This window comes from Cellulosimicrobium sp. BMG9.23 (genome assembly GCF_059159985.1).
In genome coordinates this window covers 299,591-319,729 of the sequence record NZ_JBZGBZ010000002.1, presented here as the reverse complement: position 1 = coordinate 319,729, position 20,139 = coordinate 299,591, and the positions used below count along the sequence as shown (strand labels likewise).

The window sequence follows — 20,139 nt, the reverse complement described above, 5'->3', positions numbered from 1 at the left end:
GATCAGGCGGTGCGCACCACGAGCGCCCCGGGGTCGACCCGGCACTCGAGCTCGACCGCCTGGCCGAGCACGTCGCCGTCGACCTGCGCCTGCTCGCCGCCCTCGACGCGCACGCGCACCCGGCGGGCCCGGGTGTGGTCGATCCGGCCGATCTTCGCGGGCAGCTCGTTGCGCACGCCGAAGCCCTGCATGACGACCTCGCCGAAGAGCTGGGCCCAGCCGACGATGCCGCCGCGCGTGTCGATCGCGGCGACGTCGAGCACGCCGTCGTCGATGACGGCGTCCGGCAGGAGCGTGATGCCCCCGGGCAGCCGTCCGCAGTTGCCGATCAGGAGCGAGCGCAGGCGCGCCTCGACGGGCGGGCCGTCGTCGAGCTGGATGCGGGCCCGCATGCGCCGGCCGTGCAGGTGGCGGATCCCCGCGACGAAGTACGCCATCCAGCCGACCTTCGCCTTGAGGACGTCGTCCGCGTCGGCGACCATCGCGGCGTCGAACCCGAGCCCGGCGATGACGAGGAAGATGTGCTCCTTCGGCGCGTCCGGGCCCTCGGTGACCGTGACCGGCGGGATGCGGTCCTCGTCACCCGGGACCTCGCCGTGCTCCCCGGCCCAGCGCAGGACGCGCGCCCAGCCGACGTCCACCGGGCGGTCCGCGCCGGCGATGACGACGCGCAGCGCGGCGCGCGCGTCGCCGAGAGGGAGGTCGAGGTTGCGTGCGAGGAGGTTGCCCGTGCCGACGGGGACCAGGCCCATCGGGTGTCCGCTGCCCACCATCGCCTCGGCGACCGCGCGCACCGTCCCGTCGCCGCCCACCGCGACGACGACGTCCGCGCCCCTCGCCAGCGCCGCGCGCGTCTGTCCGACGCCCGGGTCCTCGATCGTCGTCTCGAGCCAGAGCGGGTCGGGGAGCGCGGCCTCCGCGAAGGCGGCGCGCACCGTGGCCTCGAGGGCGGGGACCCCGGGCTTCGACGGGTTGGCGACGAACGCGACGAGCTCGCGCGGGTCGTCCTCCGGCTCCTCGCCGCCCGGCGCGCCACCCGCCGCGCGCTCCACGGCGCGGCGCTGGCGCTCCTGCTGCGCGCGCAGCGACAGCACCAGCACGAGCGCGACCAGCGCGACCGCGAGGGCGGCGAACGCCAGCCACAGCTCCCATCTCATGGGCGCCACCGTAGTCCCCGGCCCGCGGGCCTCCGCGTTCGTTAGGCTGCACGGGTGATCGACCTCCGCCTCCTGCGCGACAACCCCGACCTCGTCCGAGCCAGCCAGGTCGCCCGTGGCGACGACCCGGCGCTCGTCGACTCCGCCCTCGACGCCGACGCGCGCCACCGCGCGTCGCTCACCGAGTTCGAGCAGCTGCGCGCGGAGCAGAAGTCCCTCGGCAAGCAGGTCGCGCAGGCGCAGGGCGAGGAGAAGACGGCGCTGCTCACCCGGACCAAGCAGCTCGCGCAGGACGTCAAGGCGCGTCAGGCCGACGCGGACGCCGCGGCCGAGGAGCTGCGCGGCCTGCAGTACCGGATCTCGAACGTCATCGCGGGTGCCCCTCCCGGCGGCGAGGACGACTACGTCGTGCTGCGCGAGGAGGGCACGATCCGCGACTTCGCCGCGGAGGGCTTCACCCCGCGCGACCACCTCGACATCGGCGAAGGGCTGCGCGCGATCGACACCGAGCGCGGCGCCAAGGTCTCGGGGGCCCGCTTCTACTACCTGACCGGCGTCGGCGCGCGGCTCGAGCTCGCGCTGCTCAACGCCGCGATGGACACGGCGCTCGCTGCCGGGTTCACGCCCGTCATCACGCCGACCCTCGTGCGACCGGAGGTCATGCAGGGCACCGGCTTCCTCGGCGCGCACGCCGACGAGGTCTACCGCCTCGAGGCCGACGACCTCTACCTCGTCGGGACGAGCGAGGTCGCGCTCGCGGGCTACCACGCGAACGAGATCGTCGACCTGTCCGACGGGCCGCTGCGCTACGCCGGCTGGAGCGCGTGCTACCGCCGCGAGGCCGGCTCGTACGGCAAGGACACGCGCGGCATCATCCGCGTGCACCAGTTCCACAAGGTCGAGATGTTCTCGTGGTGCGACCCGGCCGACGCCGAGGCGGAGCACCAGCGCCTCCTCGGCTGGGAGGAGGAGATGCTGCGCAAGGCCGAGCTGCCCTACCGCGTCATCGACACCGCCGCGGGCGACCTCGGGTCGAGCGCCGCGCGCAAGTTCGACTGCGAGGCGTGGCTGCCGACGCAGAACCGCTACCTCGAGCTCACGTCGACGTCGAACTGCACGACGTTCCAGGCCCGCCGCCTCGGCGTGCGCGAGCGCGTCGAGGTCGACGGCCGGACCGAGACGCGGACCGTCGCGACGCTCAACGGCACGCTGGGCACGACGCGCTGGATCGTCGCGATCCTCGAGAACCACCAGCAGGCCGACGGCTCCGTCCGCGTGCCCGAGGGGCTGCGGCCCTACCTCGGCGGCCTCGAGGTCCTCGAGCCGGTCCGCTGAGCATGGCGGACGGGGACGCCCTGCTGGTCGCGCTCGACGTCGACGGCACGCTCATGTCGTACGACCAGGAGATGTCGGACGACGTGCGCGACGTCGTCGCGGACCTGCGCGCCGCGGGCCACCACGTGGTGCTCGCGTCGGGGCGGTCCCTCGTCGCCATGACGCCCGTCGCGGAGGTCCTCGGGATCGACAGCGGCTGGCTCGTCGCGTCGAACGGGTCCGTGACGGCGCGGGTGGACCCGGGGGAGACGACGGGGTACGTCCTCGAGGACGTCGTGACGTTCGACCCCGGGCCCGCGCTGCGTCTCCTGCGCGAGCACCTGCCGAACGCGCGGTACGCGGTCGAGGACATCGGCGTCGGCTTCCGCATGAACGAGCTCTTCCCCGACGGCGAGCTCGACGGCGTGCACCGTGTCGTCGACTTCGACGAGCTGTGGTCCGGTGAGGTGACACGCGTCGTCGTGCGGGCGCCGGAGTCGACGAGCGAGGACTTCCACGAGCTCGTCGAGCACCTCGGCCTCGAGGACGTCACCTACGCCGTCGGCTGGACGGCGTGGATGGACCTCGCCCCGCTGGGCGTCACGAAGGCCACGGCGCTCGAGCAGGTGCGCCGCGCGCTGCACGTGCAGCCGCACCGCACCGTCGCGATCGGGGACGGCCGCAACGACGTCGACATGCTGCGCTGGGCGGCCCGCGGCGTCGCGATGGGCCACGCCGACGACGTCGTGCGGGGCGCCGCCGACGAGGTGACGGGGTCGATCGAGGACGACGGCGCGGTGCAGCTCCTGCGCACCCTCCTGCCCTGACCGCGAGATAGAACCCCAGGTCGCGAGGTAGAGCTCCGCGCGTTCTACATCGCGACCGGAGGCTCTACCTCGGCGAGTATCGTCGGCGCTCGACTGCCGCAGCCGACCCAGCCGCCGCCAACCCGACCGGCACCGACGCGACGGCCGTGCGGGTTCGGGTCGCCCGGCCAGACGATGCCGGGGCGGTGTGGCCGCTCGTCCAGGAGCTCGCGACGTCGTACGTCCCGGAGCGCGCGGCGTTCGACGCGTCGTTCCCCGCGCTCCTCGCCGCCCCGGCGGTCACGGCCGGAAGACGTCCTCGATGCGGCAGCCGAACACCTCCGCGATGCGGAACGCGAGCGGGAGCGACGGGTCGAACCGGCCGCGCTCGATCGAGATCACGGTCTGCCGCGACACCCCGAGGCGTGCGGCGAGCTCGGCCTGTGACCACCCGAGCGCAGCGCGGCGGGCGGCCAGGTCGTTGTCCACCCGGGCCTACGACTCTCGCCGGGACACCACGGCGTGCCGGACGAAGAAGTCGACCATCGCCAGCAGGACGACCGCCGCGAGCGCGAACCGTGCGCTGAGCTCCAGCCCCGTGAGGCTGATTCCCGCGAGCGCGAGGCCGGTCGCCGCGAGCACGTCCCAGAACGCACCCGCCGCGGCGCGCTCCGCCCACCGGCTCTCGACGTTCTCCTCGGCGTGCGGCTCGGGCGTGCTCGTCCGCGGCCGGACGACGAGGAACCAGCCGAGCATGCCCGCGGGTGGCAGGACGCACACCGTGAAGACGCCCGCCACGAGCCAGAAGTCCTCGCGCCGGAACAGCCCTGCGGCGACCCCGACCGACGCCGCGACCGCGAGCGCGACGAGGCCGGCACCGGCCCAGGCCCACCAGGGTGCCGATGGGCGGTCGCCGGGCAGGCTCGGTTCGACGGCCGATGGGGCTTCTCCGGGCACGGGGCTCTCCTCCTGAGTAAAGCGAACTTGACAGGAGGAGCCCATCATCTGCCGTGAGGCATGTCAAGTGCACTTGACTCCACGGTGCGAGCCGTGACCCGAGGTCTGCCGACGGACGCGAATTCTTCCGTCGCCGCTCGGGTCAGTCGCGGGGTTCGCGCGCGGTGAGGATGATCGGGCCGTCGGGGGTGATGGCGACGGTGTGCTCGCTGTGGGCGCCGCGCGAGCCGTCGGCCGAGCGCAGGGTCCAGCCGTCGGGGTCGGTGAAGATCTCGTCGGTCGTCTCGAGGAACCACGGCTCGATCGCGATGACGAGGCCCGGCTTGAGCGGGAACCCGCGCTTGCGACGGCCGTCGTTCGGGATGTGCGGCTCGCCGTGCATGGTGCGCCCGACGCCGTGACCGCCGAAGTCGGTGTTGACCGAGTACCCGGCCGCGTGCGCGACGTCCGCGATCGCCGCGGAGATGTCGCCGACCTTCTTGCCCACCTGCGCGGCGGCGATCCCGGCCTCGAGCGCGCGCTCCGTCGTCTGGATGAGCTTGGCGTCCGCCTCGCCGAGCGCCCCGGCGCGCGGCGTCCCGACGACGAACGACACCGCGGAGTCCGACACCCAGCCGTCGACCGAGGCGGCGAAGTCGATGCTCAGCAGGTCGCCGTCGCGCAAGGCGTAGTCGTAGGGCAGGCCGTGCAGCACGGCGTCGTTGACGGACGTGCAGATCACCTTGCCGAACGGGCTCGCGCCGAACGACGGGTGGTAGTCGATGTAGCAGGACTCGGCGCCCCGCTCGCGGATCATCGCGTGCGCGACCTCGTCGAGCTCGAGCAGGTTCGTCCCGACCTTCGCCGCGGCGCGGACGGTGGTGAGGACGTCGGCGACGAACCGTCCGGCGGGCCGCATCTGCTCGATCTCGCGCGGCGTCCTCAGCTCGATCATCGGTGTCCTTCCACGGCAGGGTGCGGTCGTGGGTGCACGACCGCGGTCCACGATATCCGGCGGGCGCCCGGCCGGGATGTCGCGCGCCCTGCCCGCACGGGGGAGAATCACCCCTCGTGGCTGGCATCGACGACGTCGCGAGGGCCGCCGGGGTGTCCACGGCGACGGTCTCGCGCGCCCTGCGCGGCCTGCCGAACGTGTCGGAGGCCACCCGCCGACGCGTCCGCGCGGAGGCGGCGCGGCTCGGCTACGTGCCGACGCCGTCGGCGTCGTCGCTCGCGACCGGCCGCACGCGGACGATCGGCCTGCTCACGCCGTGGGTGAGCCGCTGGTTCTTCGCCAACGTCATCGAGGGTGCGGAGCGCGCTCTGCGCGACGTCGGCTACGACGTGCTGCTGCACACGTTCGTCGTGCGCCCGGACGAGGAGCGGCGCCGCGTCGACCCGAGCGTCCTGCGGCACCGCGTGGACGGCACGCTCGTCGTGGGTCTCCCGCTGGACGACGACGAGGTGCGCTCGCTGGTCGGTCTCGACCGGCCGCTCGCGTTCGTCGGGTCGGGACCGGCCGACCAGGTGACGGTCCGGCTCGACGACGTCGCGACGGGCCACGCCGCGACCCGGCACCTGCTCGACCTGGGGCACCGCGTCGTCGGGCACGTGACGGGCACGCCGGACCTCGTGTCGTCGTGGTCGCCGCCGTCGGAGCGGTCGCAGGGCTACGCGCGCGCTCTCGAGGAGGCGGGGGTGGCGCTCGACCCGGAGCTGGTCGTCGACGGCGACTTCGACGTCCGGGGCGGTCGCACCTCGACGGCCGGCCTGCTGCGCCGCCGCCCGGACGTGACGGCCGTGTTCGCCGCGTCGGACGAGATGGCGATGGGCGCGCTGCTCGCGGCGCGCGACCTGGGCCTGCGGGTGCCCGAGGACCTCTCGGTCATCGGGGTTGACGGCCACGACCTGGGAGAGGTGGCGGGCCTGACGACGATCGCCCAGGACGCCTACCAGCAGGGCGCCGACGCGGCGACGCTCCTGCTCGAGATGATCAACGGCGCGCCGGTGCCCGCGCGCCTCACGTACCCGACGGAGCTGGTCCGACGGCGCTCGACGGCACCTCCGAGGACGAGCCGCCCGACGGCGGTGCCGTGAACGCACCGTGGGCGCGCACCCGGCTACCACGTGTGGGAGCGTTGCCACCGCAGGGCCGCCGCGCTGACCGTTCCGCCGCTCCCGTGACGGAATCGTTACCCGATGGCGGCCGCCCTGTGCTTGCAGAACGTCCATGTAAACGCTTGCATGGGACTCGGGCGAGAGCGCACCCCGCGCTCGCGACGTCGCGACGCGCCAGGCCGGACCGGTCGGTGTACGCGGCGTCAGCACTCACGACGAGGTGGAGGCTTGACATGACCAGGAGCACGATGTCCCGCGCCGGACGCCGGCGCGCGTTGGCCGTCGCGGCGGGCGGGGCGAGCCTCGCGCTCGTCCTGGCGGCCTGCGGTGGCGGTGGCGACGGGGGAGACGGCGGCGAGGGTGACACCGAGGCGGCGGAGATCGACTGCGCGCCCTACGAGGAGTTCGGCGACCTCGAGGGCACCGAGGTGTCGGTGTACACCTCGATCGTGGAGCCCGAGCAGGAGACGCAGGAGGCGTCGTACGACCCCTTCGAGGAGTGCACCGGCGTCACGGTGAACTACGAGGGGTCCCGCGAGTTCGAGGCGCAGCTGCTCGTGCGCATCCAGGCGGGCAACGCACCGGACATCGCGTACCTGCCCCAGCCGGGCCTGCTCAACACGATCGTCACGGACTTCCCCGGGGAGATCGTCGAGGCACCGGAGCAGACCGTGGCCAACGTCGACGAGTTCTTCAGCGAGTCGTGGAAGGAGTACGGGACGGTCGACGGCACGTTCTACTCCGCGCCGCTCGGCTCGAACGTCAAGTCCTACGTCTGGTACTCCCCCTCGATGTTCGAGGACGCGGGCTACGAGGTCCCCACCACCTGGACCGAGATGATGGACCTCAGCGACCAGATCGTCGAGGACGGCGGCGAGCAGGGTGTCAAGCCGTGGTGCGCGGGCGTCGAGTCCGGCGACGCGACGGGCTGGCCGGCCACGGACTGGATCGAGGACGTCGTGCTGCGCACGGGCGGTCCTGAGGTCTACGACCAGTGGGTGACCCACGAGATCCCGTTCAACGACGAGCAGATCGTCGAGGCGTTCGACACGGCCGGGGAGATCCTCAAGGACCCGGAGATGGTCAACGCGGGCCTCGGTGGCGTGGACTCGATCGCCACCACGACCTGGACCGACGCGGGCTACCCGATCCTCGACGGCACGTGCTGGCTGCACCGCGCCGCGAACTTCTACCAGACGCAGTGGCCCGAGGGCACGGAGGTCGCCGAGGACGGTGACGTCTACGCCTTCTACCTGCCGACCGACCAGACCGACATCAAGCCGGTCCTCGGCGGCGGCGAGTTCGTCGCGGCCTTCGACGACCGCCCCGAGGTCCAGGCCTTCCAGACCTACCTGTCCTCGGCGGACTGGGCGAACACCAAGGCGACCACGACGCCCCAGGGCGGCTGGGTCAGCGCGAACAACGGCCTCGACCCGGAGAACCTCGCCACGGACTTCGACAAGCTCTCCGCGGAGATCCTTGCCGACCCCGACGCCGTCATCCGGTTCGACGGCTCGGACCTCATGCCGGGCGAGGTGGGCGCGGGAACGTTCTGGACCGGGATGGTCAACTGGTTCACCGGGTCCGACACGCAGGAGGTCGTCGACACGATCGAGGCATCCTGGCCGGCGTCCTGACGACACGGAGCGCATGAGCGCCTGACCGGACGGGGGGTCCGCCGACACCGGCGGACCCCCCGCCCCGGCTCCACCCGTTGACCGTGCTCGCCCCCGTCGTCGTGGGCGAGCTGACCGGAGGCCACCATGGACTGGTTGACCGACCCGAGCTCTCCTGCGGAGAAGTTCGGCCTGATGTTCCTGGCGATCCTGCTGTTCGTCGTCGTCATGGGCGCGATCCTCCTGGCGGTGGACAGGCCCAAGCGGGTGCCCCGCTGGGTCGTCGTCCTCGCATTCGTCGGGCCGGCCGTGACCGGGCTGGCCTGGGGCCTCGTGCGGCCCGCCCTGATCACGGTGTGGAACTCGCTGTTCGACAAGCGTGGCAACTCGTTCGTCGGCCTCGACAACTACGTCACCGCGTTCACGACGGACCAGTTCCAGCAGGTCCTGGGGAACACGGCGATCTGGGTCGTCGTGGTCCCGCTCCTGTCGACGTTCATCGGCGTGGTCTACGCCGTGCTCGTCGACCGCACGCGGTTCGAGAAGTTCGCCAAGGCGCTCGTCTTCCTCCCCATGGCGATCTCGATGGTGGGCGCGTCGATCATCTGGGGCTTCGTCTACGAGTTCCGCCCCAACCAGCCCGGCGTCCAGCAGATCGGCCTCCTCAACCAGGTGATCGTCTGGCTCGGTGGCGAGCCGCAGCAGTTCCTCATCGGCCAGCCGTGGAACACCTTCTTCCTCATCGTCGTCATGATCTGGATCCAGACCGGGTTCGCCATGACGGTCCTCTCGGCGGCGATCAAGGCCATCCCGGACGACATCGTCGAGGCGGCCCGCCTCGACGGGCTCAAGGGGTGGGGGATGTTCCGCTATATCACCGTGCCGAGCGTTCGCCCCGCCCTCGTCGTCGTCCTCACGACGATCGCCATGGCGACGCTGAAGATCTTCGACATCGTCCGCACCATGACGGGAGGCCAGTTCGGCACGGACGTCGTAGCGAACGAGTTCTACACGCAGGCCTTCCGCCAGAACAACCAGGGGCTGAGCTCGGCGCTCGCGGTGATCCTGTTCGTCCTCGTCGTCCCGATCATCGTCTACAACGTCCGTCAGATGCGGCTCGCCGAGGAGATCCGATGACCAGCACACCGATCCCCCCGGTCGCCTCCGAGGCCGACCTCACCACCGAGGCCGAGACCGAAGGGCCTCGCAGCCCGCGGAAGATCAGTCGGCTCGAGAAGCGGGCGATCGCCGCCAGGGGCAAGCTCAGCTCGCCGTGGGCCTCGTTCCTCGCGATCCTCATCGCACTGCTCTGGACGATCCCCTCCGTCGGTCTGCTCGTCACGTCGTTCCGCCCCGAGCTCGACATCCGCCGCAGCGGCTGGTGGACGGTCTTCACTGGCAACGCCGAGTTCACGCTCGACAACTACGAGCAGGCGCTCTACGGGAGCGGGTCCAGCCTGGCGACGTACTTCGTCAACTCGTTCGTCATCACCCTGCCCGCCGTGGTCATCCCCATCACGCTGGCTCTGCTCGCCGCCTACGCCTTCGCATGGATCGAGTTCCGCGGTCGCGACATCCTCTTCGTCGCGATCTTCGCGCTGCAGGTCGTCCCGCTGCAGGTCGCGCTCGTCCCGCTGCTGAGCGACTACGTCGACGTGGGCCTCAACGGGACGTTCTGGAGCGTCTGGCTCTCGCACTCGATCTTCGCTCTGCCGCTCGCGATCTTCCTGCTGCACAACTTCATGAAGGACATCCCGCGCTCCCTCGTCGAGGCCGCGCGCGTGGACGGCGCCGGGCACGTGAAGATCTTCTTCCAGGTGCTCCTGCCGCTCCTCGTCCCGGCGATCGCGTCCTTCGCGATCTTCCAGTTCCTGTGGGTCTGGAACGACCTGCTCGTCGGTCTCACCTTCGCCGAGACGTCGACCTACCCGCTCACCGTGCGCGTCGCGGAGATGGCCGGGTCGCGTGGCGGCGACTGGCACATCCTCACCGCCGGGGCGTTCATCTCGATCATCGTGCCGCTCGTCGTCTTCATGGCGCTCCAGCGGTACTTCGTGCGTGGCCTGCTCGCGGGGTCGGTCAAGGGCTGATCGTGGTCCGGCGCGAGGCACCCGCCTCGCGCCGGGCTCCCGTGGGCGTACGCGCGACGGACGCCTAGAGTCGTCGGGTGCCCGTCCGTCCTGCTGTTGCGATAGGGCGGGTGCCCGTGCCCGCGCTGTTCGTCGTCTCCGGGCTGACGCAGTACCTCGGGGCGGCGATCGCCGTCGGGCTGTTCGCGGTCGCGGGCGCGGTCGAGGTCGGGTGGCTGCGCATCGCGGCGTCGGCCGTTCTCCTGCTGCTCTGGCGGCGCCCGTGGCGTAGGCGGTGGACCCGGCACGACGCCGCGTGGGTCGCGGTCTTCGGCGTCGCCCTGGCGACGATGAACCTCGCGTTCTACGTCGCGATCGACCACCTGCCGCTCGGGACGGCGGTCGCGATCGAGTTCTGCGGGCCTGTCGCCGTCGCGGCGGTCACGGGTCGTGGGTGGCGCGAGCGCGGGGCGATCGGGGTCGCGGCGCTCGGTGTCGTGCTGCTCGCGGGGGTCACCGTCGAGTCGGGGCTGCCGCGCGAGGACGTCGTCGTCGGGCTCGCCGCGATCGGCGTCGCGGCGGCGTGCTGGGCCGCCTACATCGTCCTGGGCCGGCGCGTGGCGGTCGCCGGGTCGGGCGTGACGTCGCTGTCGGTCGCCATGACGCTCGGCGCTCTCGTGTTCGCCCCGTTCCTCGCGCCGGCCGCCGTCTCGGTCCTGGGCGACTGGCGTTACGCGCTCGCCGTGGTCGGCATCGCCCTGTTCTCTTCCGTGGTGCCGTACGCGCTCGAGCAGGTCATCCTCCGCCGCGTCAGCGCCGCGACGTTCTCGGTGCTCCTCGCGCTCCTGCCCGCGACCGCCGCCGTGATCGGCGCCGTCGTGCTGCGTCAGATCCCCACGTTGCCGGAGCTCGCGGGTCTCGTCCTCGTCTCGGGGGCCATCGCGATGACGGCGCGCCGGACGCCCGAGGCGCCGGACGCCGTCGGGCCGACGGACCCGCCGCCGGCCTGACAGCCCGCGGCCCTGACAGCCGCGTGGCGCACCTCGTCGCACGCGCCGCGAGGCGGGTCGTCAGCAGGAGATCGCGTCGAACGGTACCTCGTACGCCGTCTGGCGCCCGTCACCGGCAGTCGCTAGAACGGTCGCCGTCCCGCCGTCGAGCGTCGCGGCGCGCGCGGTGAACGACTGGTAGGCGGACCGGTCCGGGACCACCGACGCGTACTCCCGCGCACCGAACGGTGTCTCGAGGCGCACGGCGACCGGGTCTTGTTCGTCGTTGGTCGCGCGGACGGCGACGTACGCCGTTCCGGCCAGGCACCTCGTGGACGCGGTCACGTCCCTGAGGCGCACGCCGGGTTCGTCGAGCGGCCGGACCACGACGTCGTCGAACCAGGCCTTCGCGCGCGCGCCCGGGTCGAGGGCCTTGTGGTTCGCGGAGGCGTACAAGGCGATCTTCAGCGGGAACTCCTCGCTCACGGCCTCGAACGTCCACGCGTTCTCCCGGGTCCACGTCTGCCCGTCGAGCGAGTACCACGGGGTCACGACGTCGCCCTGTCGGTAGAGCCGCAACGAGACGGTGATCCGCGACGGGTCGTCCGCCCGCCCGTTGCCGTCCCAGCAGCAGCGTGTGCTCGCCGGGTACTCCTGGGAGTGGTGCTCGGAACGCGGCGGGCACGCGTCCGCCGAGTACTCGGTGGTCGCGACGTTCGCCCCGGGAACGGGGGCGTCGAGCGGGCACTCGGCGCCCTCGGGCAAGGGGGTCAGCGAGCTGCGCGCGGTGACGATCTGCGTGAGCATGCCGTTCCACGACACGAGGTTGGACACGTGATGGTCGTCGTCGCTGTACAGCGCGATCCCGGCGGACAGGTTGTCCACGTGCGGGTCGAAGTGGAGCGTCGTCTCCACCATGAAGTCGCCCTCCGGGGCGTCCTGGAGCAGGACGTTGCTCGTGAGCGGAAGGTCCGGCGGGTCGTCCCTGTTCGCGTTCACCCGCTGGTACGGGTCGAGGTGCCCGTTCGTCGTGAGCTCGAGGGCGCCGGTCGGCGCGAAGCCGTGCAGCGCGGGATCCTCGCGCAGCCACGTCCACTGGTCGCCGATCGACCCCCCGAAGTCGTCGGAGCGCGCGGCGTCGACCGCACCCGCCTCGGGCGGCCCGTCGAGCTCGGCCACGCGCGGTGCACGGGGGACGAGCGAGACGTTGTCGAAGTCGGCGGCCGCTCCGTCGGTGAAGAGGCCCACCCGCACGTCGCCCGCGCCGGGTGTCTCGGCGATCGGGAGGAAGAGGTCGACCATCGGGTTGCGGTCCGAGTTCTGGAACGTCGCCGTGACGGTCGGTCCGCGTGCTGCGGCCGGGTCGAGCTCGAGCACGAGGTGGTTCCACCCCGTCAGGTCGAGGCCCGCGGGCAGCCGACCCACCTGCGGGTCACCCGTCGTGCCGTCGGCTGCGCGCCGCACGAGCGCGACGGTGCCCGTCGCCGCGTCGACGCTCGCCTCGACGCGGACGGCGTCCGCACCGGATCCACCGAGCACGAGCGCGCACCCGTAGAGGCCGCTGTCGGAGGCCGCGCGCACGTCGCACTCCGCCCTCAGACCGGGCGCGCCGTACGCCGCGCCCGTGCTCGTGGCGGTCCCGGTCCGCCCGACGGGCTCCACCTGGCTCAGGTGCCCGCCGCTGACGGCGTCGTCCGTCCGCGCCACCCACGTCCCCGCCACGTCGACCCAGTCGGCGCGCGCTCCGGCGTCGTCCGACTGCGAGCCGGGCCCCGCACCGCCCGGGTTGAAGGTGTCGCCGACGGCGGGCGTGGCCACCGGTGCGGTGCCGCCCGACGTCGGCCCGGAACCGCCGTTCACGACCGGCCAGCCGTCCTCGGTCCAGTCCATGCGGTCCAGGTAGAGCTGGCGCTTGAGACCGCCCTCCGTCTGACCGGCGTCGGTGCCCCACGGGTCGTCCTCCTGGACGCCGTGGTAGTACATCCAGTCCTGTCCCGCGAGGTCCTCGATGATCGCCTGGTGACCGGCGCCGACGACGCCGTCGCCGTTCTGCCGCAGGGTGGGGAACCCGCCCGCCATCCCGGCGAGGTTCCACCACCCCGGCCAGGTCCAGGGTTCGTCACCGGGCTGGAGGTCCGGCGGCGGTCCGTAGCTCCACTGCATCGGGAGGCCCCGATGGTCCACGAAGTTGCTGCGGTTCCCCTGACCGTCCACGTTCCCGTAGGGCTGGTTGCCGCGGTTCGTCGAGACGCTGTACGGCGTGTTCGAGCCCTCGCAGCAGTTCGACTGCGACCCGATCATGTAGTAGAGCCGCTCCTCGCCCACGAGGTGGGGCCACAGGTACGAGCCCTCGTAGCGGATCTGGTGGCCGTACTGCACCGCGGTGCCCTCGACGACGGACAACCCGTCCGCGGCCAGCTCGTGCAGGCGGTTCCCGCCGAAGTACGAGCCCTCGTAGAGATACCGGGTACCGTCCGGGCCCTGGTAGACGTGCGAGTCGATGACCCAGTCGTAGCAGCCCGCGTCGTCCGGGTCGGTGCACCACCCGATCTGCGGGGCGACGATCGGGCCGGTGGTGAACTGGCCGCCCGCGGAGGGCCCGGCGTCGGTCCACGGCCCGGTCGGCGTCGGCGCGGTCGCGACGCCGATCGCGTAGGCACCCGCCGGGCTCCCGTACCGGGGCAGGGCCTTGGTCTCCGACGTGCTGTAGTACAGGTAGTACTGGCCGTTCATGAAGTGCACGTCCGGGGCCCATGCGCCCACCGGGCTCTCGATCCACTCGGGCGCGTCCTCGAACGCGTCCCCGACGTGCTCCCAGTCCGCCATGTCCGCGGAGCGGAAGATCGGCAGGGTGTGGGGCTCGGGGTCGCCCCGGAGGTAGGTGCTGGTCGTGTAGAGGTAGTAGTACCCGTCCTGCGCGCGGATGATGCTCGGGTCCGGGGCGTTCTGGTCGACGACCGGGTTCTCGTAGGTGCCCTCCGGTGCGACCTGGGCCGTCGCCGCCGAACCCGCGGTTCGGTCGACCAGGCGCGCGGGCGCCGCCGTCGCCGTCCCGGCCGAAGCCCACGCCGTCGTGGCGACGAGTGCTGAGGCGAGCGTCCGTGCGACCAGCATCCCGCGTCGTCGTCGTGCCGTCGATGTCGTCATCCCGGCTCCCGCCCGCTCAGGCGACGCCCCGTCGCGCCACCTCGATGTGTGCGTTCACTCTAGGATTGGCACGCACAAACGCGCAAGACCCAACAGAAGTCAACGTGCTAGGGGGTGTGCCCTCAGAGGTACTGACCCGGAGAGGGGCGGCCGTCGTGCGGGTCGGGGCCGCCCGGCTGCCCCGGCGCACCGGGGACTCCCGGGCCCATGGGCATCGCCCCGGGAGGCAGCGCCCGGCGCATCTGGGAGAGCTGCGACTGCGCCGCCATCTGCTGGGCGACGAGCGCCGTCTGGATGCCGTGGAAGAGCCCCTCGAGCCACCCGACGAGCTGCGCCTGGGCGACGCGCAGCTCCGCGTCGGTGGGGACGGTGTCGTCGGAGAAGGGCAGCGTGATGCGGTGCAGCTCCGCGACGAGATCGGGCGACAGCCCCTCCTCGAGCTCTGTCAGGGACCGCTCGTGGATCTCCGCCAGGCGCGAGCGCGCTGCCTCGTCGAGAGGCGCGTCGCGCACCTCGTCGAGCAGCTTCTTGATCATGCCGCCGATGCGCATGACCTTCGCCGGCTCTTCGATGACGGTCGCCGGGTTCCGGTCGGGATCCGTCGAGTCGTCGCTCTCGACGACGCTCACCCCGACCCCGTCGGGCGTGACGACCGTGACGGTGTCGGGTCCGTCGTCGGACTCCGAGGTCTGGGCGGGCTCCTCGGGGCGGGGGTCGCGCGTCTCGTCAGCCATGGGGACAGTCTTGCGTGCCCCGCCCACGCGCGCACTGGCCATGTGGCGTGGCGTGCGGGTCGTGCGGCCCCAGGTCTGGCGCGCGAGGTCCGGCAACGCTGCGACCAGGGCCTATGGGACGAGGAGGACCTTGCCGAACACGTCGCCGGACTCGAGGAGCTCGTGCGCCCGGGCCGCCTCGGCGAGAGGGACGCGCGCGTGGACGACCGGTCGGACGCGCCCGTCCTCGACCATCGGCCAGACGTGCGTGAGGACGTCGTGCACGATGCGCGCCTTCTCGTGCGCGGGACGCGAGCGCAGCGTCGTGCCGGCGACCGTGGCGCGTCGCGCGAGAAGCCGGCCCAGGTCGAGCTCGGCACGGGCTCCCTTCTGCATGCCGATGACGACGAGGCGCCCGTTCGAGGCCAGCGCCTGCAGGTTGCGGTCGAGGTAGGCGGCACCCACGACGTCGAGCACGACGTCCGCGCCCCGCCCTCCGGACGCCTCGCGCACCGCCGCGACGAAGTCCTCCTCGCGGTGGTCGACGGCGAGGCTCGCCCCGAGCGCCAGGCACCGGTCGGCGCGCTCGCGGCCGCCGGCCGTGACGGCGACGTGGGCGCCGAGCGCGGCCCCGACCTGCACCGCGACCGTCCCGACGCCGCCGGACCCCCCGTGCACCAGCAGCCACTCGTCCGCCGCGAGCCGGCCGACGTCGACGAGGTTGCTCCAGACCGTGCACGCGGCCTCGGGGAGCGCGGCGGCGTCGACGAGGTCCACGCCGGCGGGGACGGGCAGCACCTGCGTCGCGCGCACGCGGACCTGCTCCGCGTACCCGCCGCCGTCGAGCAGCGCGACGGCCCGGTCGCCGACGGACCACCCACTCACGGCGTCACCGACGAGGGCGACGGTGCCCGACACCTCGAGCCCCGGCCAGTCGGGTGCGCCCGGTGGAGGTGGGTACGATCCGGCGCGTTGTAGCAGGTCAGCGCGGTTCACGCCAGCGGAAGCGACGTGCAGGACGAGCTCCTCGGGCCCAGGGGTCTGGTCAGGGAGCTCGGAAACCGTTAGTTTCGCAGGGCCGCCGGGGCCGGATATCGTGACGCCTCGCACGACGCCGAGACTACGCGCGGGCCGCCGGGGGCGCCGGTTCGCCGCGTGAGCGAGGGGTCGGCCGCGCGCGTGGGAGCGCTTGCGGCCGGATTAGGCGTCCGGGGGAAGTGCACCGATAGTTAGTACGCACGACCGGGGAGACGTGACGCGATGGACGCGTCAGCGACGCCGATCCGGGTGGACCAGGTGATGGAGGCAGGTTCGAATGCTCCGCAGGTTGAGCGTCCGCGGGAAGATCCTTGCGGCTCTCGCGGTGCCGGTCCTCGTGCTGTTCATCGCCGCGGCCGTGATCTCCGGTCAGGCGATCGCGTCGGCACGCACGGCGAGCCAGACGAGCGCGCTCGTCGACGCCCTCGAGAAGCAGGACATCGCCGGGACGGAGATCGCGGCCGAGCGGTCGCTGTCCGTCCTCGATTCGTACGGCTCCGAGGGCGCCGAGGAGCAGATGCTCGCGCAGCGCGACAAGACCGACCGCGCGCTCGACAGCCGAGACCGCGCCTACGAGGCGCTGAACCTCTCCGCGCTGGACGCGCGGGTCCAGGACGCGGTCGCGCGGACGATCGCCGACCGGCAGGAGCTCGAGGCGATCCGCCGCGGGATCGACCGGTCGAGCCACGGTGAGCAGCAGCGCATCACCCTGTACACAGGACTCATCAATAACGCGCTCGACGTGCCGGCCAGCCTCGCGGACACCTCCACCCAGCGTGGCCTCGCGCAGTACCTCGACGCCTACGTCGTGCTGGACCAGCTGCTCGCGCAGCAGGCCATCGAGCTCCCCGTCGCGGGCAACGTGATCGCTGCGGCGCAGGTCGGCCAGCAGAACGAGACCGCGAACCAGCGCGCCGCGGTCCTCGTGACCACCGGTGACTCGCTCAGCCAGGAGGCCCGCCGGGCCGTCCGCCTCCTCCCCGACTTCGACGAGGCGCTCCCCGTGCACGGCGCGGTGTACAACCAGCTGCGTGCCAACGTGGCGGGTTCCCGACCGGCGTCGCTCACCGCGACCGCCGCGGAGCAGTGGCAGACGTTGTCCACGGAGGACCGCGCGCTGACCACGCCCGTGCGTGACGCCGTCCGGTCGGACACGATCGACGAGGCGTCCGCGCTCGCGACCGCCGCGACCACGCGCGCGATCCTCACCATCGCCGCGACGCTGGCCGCCGTCGTCGCCTCGATCCTCGTCGCCGGCCTCATCGCCCGCGCGATCGTCAACCCGCTGCGCCGCCTCACCGACGCGGCCGAGGACGTCCGTGACCAGCTCCCGAAGCTCGTCGAGCAGGTCGCGGTGCCCGGCCAGGGCCCGGGCATCGACCTGACCCCGATCACCGTGGAGTCGACGGACGAGGTCGGGCAGCTCGCGACCGCGTTCAACGACGTGAACGCGACGACCGTCAAGGTCGCGCGCGAGCAGGCCGCGCTGCGTGGCTCCATCGCCGAGATGTTCGTCAACGTCGCCCGCCGTGACCAGGTGCTCCTCAACCGCCAGCTCGCGTTCCTCGACGACCTCGAGCGCTCCGAGGAGGACCCGGGCACGCTGTCGAACCTCTTCCGGCTCGACCACCTCGCGACCCGGATGCGCCGCAACGCGGAGTCCCTCCTCGTCCTCGCGGGCATCGACTCCGGCCGCCGCGTCCGTCAGCCCATGCCGGCGTCCGACGTCATCCGTACGGCGTCGTCCGAGATCGAGCTGTACGACCGCGTCCGCCTCAACCTCGTCGTCGACCCGCTCATGCTCGGGCACAACGCGCTCAACGCGGCGCACCTGCTCGCCGAGCTCCTCGAGAACGCGACGATGTTCTCGGAGCCGCACACGCCGGTCGAGGTGACGACGGGTCGCGACGAGCACTCCGTCTACATCACGGTGCGCGACCACGGTCTCGGTATGACCGCGGAGGAGGTCGCCGACGCGAACCGCAAGGTCGCGACGCACGCGGCGTCCGACGTCGTCGGCGCCCAGCGCCTCGGCCTCTTCGTGGTCGGCCGCCTCGCGGACCGCCTGGGTGCGCGCGTGCGCTTCGCCACCGGGTCCGACGGCAACGGGACCGAGGTCACCGTGTCGTTCCCGGGTGTCCTGTTCGTGCCCGACTCCAACGTGCCGCTCCCGCAGCCGACCGACCCGCTGGAGACGCGCACGCAGGCCGCTGCCCAGCAGCTCTCCGCCACGGGCGTGGTGCCGGCCGTCGCGGAGGCGCCCGCGCCCGTGCCGCAGCAGGCCCAGCAGGCGCAGCTTCCCGCCGCCCCGACGGTGACGTCCGCGACCCCGGCCGTCGAGCCCGAGGCTCCTCCCGTCGCGGTCCCGGTCGACCTCGCCGCGCTCACGGACGGCACGACGCAGACCGGGATGCCGCGTCGTCGGCCGCGGACCGTCGATCCCGCGGCGTCGGCGCCCAGCGCGTCGTTCGCGTCCGGCCCGCAGACCGGGGCGATCGTCCTGCCGCCGCTCGCGACCCCCGCACTGCCCGACGAGCTGCCCGGTGCCGACGACGCGTGGACACCGCCCGCCGAGGTCGCCCCTGCGGGCAACGCGCTCCCGAGCCGCGCACGCCAGGCCGCACCGACGGTCGAGCCGGTCTCGCAGGAGATCCCCGTCCTCGACGTGAGCACGCGCAGCGCGCTCTTCTCGAGCTTCCGACCGGTCGGAGACCGCGCCGCGACGGAGAACCCCGTGGACCTCCCGGCTGCGCCCGAGGTCACCGCGACCGACATCCCGCTCGCCGTGGGGACCGTCGGCGAGCCGGTCTCCGAGTCGGCGTGGGCGCCGCCGGAGCCCGCAGCCCAGCAGGACGCGTGGGCTCCGCAGGAGCCCGTGGCGCAGCAGGACGCGTGGGCACCGCAGCCCGCCGAGCAGCCGTGGGCACCTCAGCAGGCCTGGTCCGACGAGGCGCTCTCGGTTCCGACGCCAGCAGTCACGGACACGACCGACGCGACGCGCGTCGTGCCGGCAGTCCCCGCCGGGTCGGCCGCGCCGTCCGAGCGCTGGAGCGATCCCGTCGACGACGCGACCGTGGCTCGTACGCCGCTCGGGGAGCGGGTGCCGGCCTCCGAGCCGGCGCGCGTCCCCGACCCGGTGAGCGACGTCCCCGTCGTGCACGGCGAGGCCGAGGCCGAGCCGGAGGTGCCGGCAGAGCTGTCCTTCGAGGCGCTGCCGCGCTTCGAGGAGCTCATGGCAGACCTGCCGACGCGCCGCTCGCTGCGGGAGAGCCAGGCGCGCAAGCGCGGACTCTTCGGCCGCCGTCCGCGCACGACCGCCACCCCGCGGGCGACGGTGGCCCCGGGCGGTCCCTCCGCGGAGGCGCTCGCCTCGCGTCCTGCAGGGTCTGTCCCGCCGGAGCCCACGCCGTCCGTGCCGTTGACGCTCCTGCCCGCCGAGCCCGCGGGTGCGGTCGCCGCGCCGGCACCGACCCGTGCCTCGGCGTTCGCGGCACAGGCGACGTCCTTCACCCCGGAGCAGGACGTCGCAGCGTCGCCGTTCGCTGCACCGGCACCGGCACCGGCACCGGCACCGGCACCGGCACCGGCTGCGACACCGGAGGCGGTGCCTGCGGCCGCCGTGACCCGCGCGTCGGTCTTCGCCCAGCCGGAGCGCACGACGCCGCAGGCCGCGGAGACCGTCGCCCCGGCCCCGGTCGCCGCCACGGACGCGTACGTCACCGTCGACCCGATCCGGCCCGCGGTCGCGACCGCGCCGGGCACAGGGTTCGGTGCGCCGACCCCCCTCGTCCGTCGCCAGGTTCCCGAGGCGATCGAGCCGCTCGAACCGGGCTACGTGAGCGACTCGGTCGAGGCGCGGTCCGACTGGATGGCCTCGGCCGTCCTCTACGAGGAGATGTCCACCCTGCTGCGGGGCAGCACCGACTTCCAGGAAGCGACGTTGGCGGACCCGAACGACGGCACGTACCAGCCCCTCAAGGTCGAGTCGGCCCCGCCGGCCGGTCTCACCCGCCGTTCGCGCGGGGAGAGCCGCGAGGGGTACGTGGACCGCTTCACGGCCCGCATCGACCGGGACCCGGAGCAGCTCCGCGCCCGGCTGTCGGCCTTCCAGTCGGCCACGGCGCGAGGCCGCGTCGAGGGCCAGGACGAGCCGGGTTCGACGTGGACCCCGGAGACCATGGATTATGTCCCTGATTCAGCGCCGCAGGCGCGGTGATCATGTGCCCGCTGCGGCAT

General features: G+C 72.9%; 15 protein-coding genes. 8 read left to right on the top strand and 7 right to left on the bottom strand.

Features of this window, described 5'->3' with window-relative positions; all coding sequences use genetic code 11:
- Positions 1 to 2: 2 nt before the first annotated feature.
- The gene (locus AC4H2G_RS03535; RefSeq protein ID WP_494364368.1) at positions 3 to 1,157 is read right to left on the bottom strand and encodes a diacylglycerol/lipid kinase family protein; all 1,155 of its coding nucleotides are present in this window, start codon (positions 1,155 to 1,157) and stop codon (positions 3 to 5) included.
- Between the two features lie 54 nt (positions 1,158 to 1,211).
- On the opposite strand from AC4H2G_RS03535, the gene serS reads away from it, so the two are divergent.
- Complete coding sequence (gene serS / locus AC4H2G_RS03530; RefSeq protein WP_494364367.1) at positions 1,212 to 2,492, top strand: serine--tRNA ligase; 1,281 nt, start codon at positions 1,212 to 1,214, stop codon at positions 2,490 to 2,492.
- A gap of 2 nt (positions 2,493 to 2,494) precedes the next feature.
- Entirely contained in the window at positions 2,495 to 3,298 is an 804-nt protein-coding gene (locus tag AC4H2G_RS03525) for an HAD family hydrolase (RefSeq protein ID WP_494364366.1), read from the top strand.
- 279 nt (positions 3,299 to 3,577) lie between these two features.
- On the opposite strand, the gene AC4H2G_RS03520 is transcribed toward AC4H2G_RS03525, so the two are convergent.
- The 3 genes from AC4H2G_RS03520 to map all read right to left on the bottom strand — a co-directional run bounded on the left by AC4H2G_RS03520 (position 3,578) and on the right by map (position 5,168).
- On the bottom strand, positions 3,578 to 3,766 hold the full coding sequence (locus tag AC4H2G_RS03520) for a helix-turn-helix transcriptional regulator (protein ID WP_435738194.1): 189 nt from the start codon (positions 3,764 to 3,766) through the stop codon (positions 3,578 to 3,580).
- 6 nt (positions 3,767 to 3,772) lie between these two features.
- Positions 3,773 to 4,234 carry a hypothetical protein gene (locus AC4H2G_RS03515; protein ID WP_494364365.1) on the bottom strand — a complete coding sequence of 154 codons (462 nt, stop codon included), beginning with the start codon at positions 4,232 to 4,234 and terminating at the stop codon, positions 3,773 to 3,775.
- A gap of 142 nt (positions 4,235 to 4,376) precedes the next feature.
- Positions 4,377 to 5,168, bottom strand: coding sequence for a type I methionyl aminopeptidase (map, locus tag AC4H2G_RS03510; RefSeq protein WP_494364364.1), 792 nt, complete (start codon positions 5,166 to 5,168; stop codon positions 4,377 to 4,379).
- A 116-nt stretch (positions 5,169 to 5,284) separates the two neighbouring features.
- Between map and AC4H2G_RS03505 the strand changes: the two genes are divergently transcribed.
- The 5 genes from AC4H2G_RS03505 to AC4H2G_RS03485 all read left to right on the top strand — a co-directional run bounded on the left by AC4H2G_RS03505 (position 5,285) and on the right by AC4H2G_RS03485 (position 11,026).
- Positions 5,285 to 6,310 (top strand): LacI family DNA-binding transcriptional regulator, encoded by a 1,026-nt coding sequence (locus tag AC4H2G_RS03505; RefSeq protein ID WP_494364363.1) that lies wholly within the window; start codon positions 5,285 to 5,287, stop codon positions 6,308 to 6,310.
- 254 nt (positions 6,311 to 6,564) lie between these two features.
- Complete coding sequence (locus AC4H2G_RS03500; RefSeq protein ID WP_494364362.1) at positions 6,565 to 7,968, top strand: ABC transporter substrate-binding protein; 1,404 nt, start codon at positions 6,565 to 6,567, stop codon at positions 7,966 to 7,968.
- A 126-nt stretch (positions 7,969 to 8,094) separates the two neighbouring features.
- Positions 8,095 to 9,084, top strand: a complete 990-nt coding sequence (locus AC4H2G_RS03495; RefSeq protein WP_494364361.1) for a carbohydrate ABC transporter permease — start codon at positions 8,095 to 8,097, stop codon at positions 9,082 to 9,084.
- On the top strand, positions 9,081 to 10,037 hold the full coding sequence (locus AC4H2G_RS03490; protein ID WP_494364360.1) for a carbohydrate ABC transporter permease: 957 nt from the start codon (positions 9,081 to 9,083) through the stop codon (positions 10,035 to 10,037). Before AC4H2G_RS03495 ends, AC4H2G_RS03490 begins: the two co-directional genes overlap by 4 nt.
- 110 nt (positions 10,038 to 10,147) lie before the next feature.
- Positions 10,148 to 11,026, top strand: a complete 879-nt coding sequence (locus AC4H2G_RS03485) for an EamA family transporter (RefSeq protein ID WP_494364359.1) — start codon at positions 10,148 to 10,150, stop codon at positions 11,024 to 11,026.
- Positions 11,027 to 11,086: 60 nt separating this feature from the next.
- Here the strand turns inward: AC4H2G_RS03485 and AC4H2G_RS03480 are convergent, their stop codons facing one another.
- From AC4H2G_RS03480 to AC4H2G_RS03470, 3 genes are all read right to left on the bottom strand, one after another.
- Positions 11,087 to 14,152 carry a family 43 glycosylhydrolase gene (locus tag AC4H2G_RS03480; protein ID WP_494364358.1) on the bottom strand — a complete coding sequence of 1,022 codons (3,066 nt, stop codon included), beginning with the start codon at positions 14,150 to 14,152 and terminating at the stop codon, positions 11,087 to 11,089.
- Positions 14,153 to 14,274: 122 nt separating this feature from the next.
- Positions 14,275 to 14,886, bottom strand: a complete 612-nt coding sequence (locus tag AC4H2G_RS03475; protein WP_494364357.1) for a bacterial proteasome activator family protein — start codon at positions 14,884 to 14,886, stop codon at positions 14,275 to 14,277.
- A gap of 111 nt (positions 14,887 to 14,997) precedes the next feature.
- Positions 14,998 to 15,975: an NAD(P)H-quinone oxidoreductase gene (locus AC4H2G_RS03470; protein WP_494364356.1), complete on the bottom strand. Its 978-nt coding sequence runs from the start codon at positions 15,973 to 15,975 to the stop codon at positions 14,998 to 15,000.
- A gap of 217 nt (positions 15,976 to 16,192) precedes the next feature.
- Here AC4H2G_RS03470 and AC4H2G_RS03465 point away from each other — a divergent pair, with 217 nt between their 5' ends.
- Positions 16,193 to 20,119: a sensor histidine kinase gene (locus AC4H2G_RS03465; RefSeq protein WP_494364355.1), complete on the top strand. Its 3,927-nt coding sequence runs from the start codon at positions 16,193 to 16,195 to the stop codon at positions 20,117 to 20,119.
- Positions 20,120 to 20,139 lie beyond the last annotated feature (20 nt).